We start from the raw sequence: 1060 nt of genomic DNA on the forward strand, positions 1-1060 counted from the left end.
CACGGCGGCGGTGTCGGCCCGCATGATCCGGGGGCCCAGGGCCAGCCGCAGGATCCTGGGCTGCCGCAGCAGCAGGGCCCGTTCCTCTTCGGCAAAGCCGCCTTCGGGGCCGATCAGGACGTCGATACCCTGTCCGGCCGCCCGCGCGGCTTGAAGGCTCTGAACCGCGTTTTCAACCTCGGCCGCCTCGTCGCAGAAGATCAGCAGGCGGTCGGCCGGGCGCTGGCTGAGGAAACGCTCCAGCGGCACCGGTTCGGCGACGGTGGCGATGCTCAAAATGCCGCATTGCTCGGCAGCCTCGACGACATTGGCGCGCATTCGCTCGGTGTTGACCCGAGAGGCCTGGGTGAACCGGGTCAGAACCGGATGCAGGGCGGCGGCGCCCATTTCGATGGCCTTCTGGACCATGTAGTCGAGCCGGGCGTGCTTGAGCGGGGCGAAGACGTAAGCGAGGTCGGCAAGCCGGTCCTGCGGCCGGGTCTGCTGGAGAATGACGAGGCCGTCCGGCCGCTTGCGGCCTTCAATGGCGGCCTGCCACTCGCCGTCGCGGCCGTTGAACGCCAAAACCTCGGCCCCCGCGGCAAGCCGCAGCACATTGCCGAGATAATTGCTCTGGTCGCGGTCGAGCGTGACCCTGGCGTCCTGGGCCAGGGGAGCGTCGACGAACAGGCGGGGAGCGCGAAAATCGTGGGAAGGCATCGTTCAAAAGTCCAGTTTGGCGCCGTTATTAACCGAAAGCAGCCAATTCGGGGGTAAATATTGCCAAACCGGTGCGTCGGCGCGCCGCGCTCTTGCCCTATTCGGCGGGTTGTTAAGCGCCGGCGGGAATCGTAAAATCGCGAGCACGCTGGTTGCGCTTCAGTTTGGAAGACGCCGAACCCCGCAAGCTCCTGCCGGAGAGACTGTCTTGATGATCCGTCATTTGATGGTTCCGATCACTGCCGCCATGGTCACCCTGAGCGCCGCGGGCGCGTTTGCGCAAAGCGCCTTCCCGGCGCCGCTGCCGAACCAGGCCCCTACCAGTTCCGCGTTTCCCCCGGTGAACGGCTCGGCGCCGGCC

The 1060-nt window shown here is 66.6% G+C and carries 1 protein-coding gene; it reads right to left on the reverse strand.

All coding sequences use genetic code 11. The annotated features are described in order from the left end of the window. Window positions 1-699: 16S rRNA (uracil(1498)-N(3))-methyltransferase (locus MOV74_RS38870; RefSeq protein ID WP_246932887.1), on the reverse strand; the 699-nt coding region annotated here is incomplete at its 3' end. Between the last annotated feature and the right edge of the window lie 361 nt (window positions 700-1060).

The sequence above is a fragment of the Bradyrhizobium sp. SHOUNA76 genome (assembly GCF_023006445.1).
In the GTDB taxonomy this organism is placed as follows: domain Bacteria; phylum Pseudomonadota; class Alphaproteobacteria; order Rhizobiales; family Xanthobacteraceae; genus Bradyrhizobium.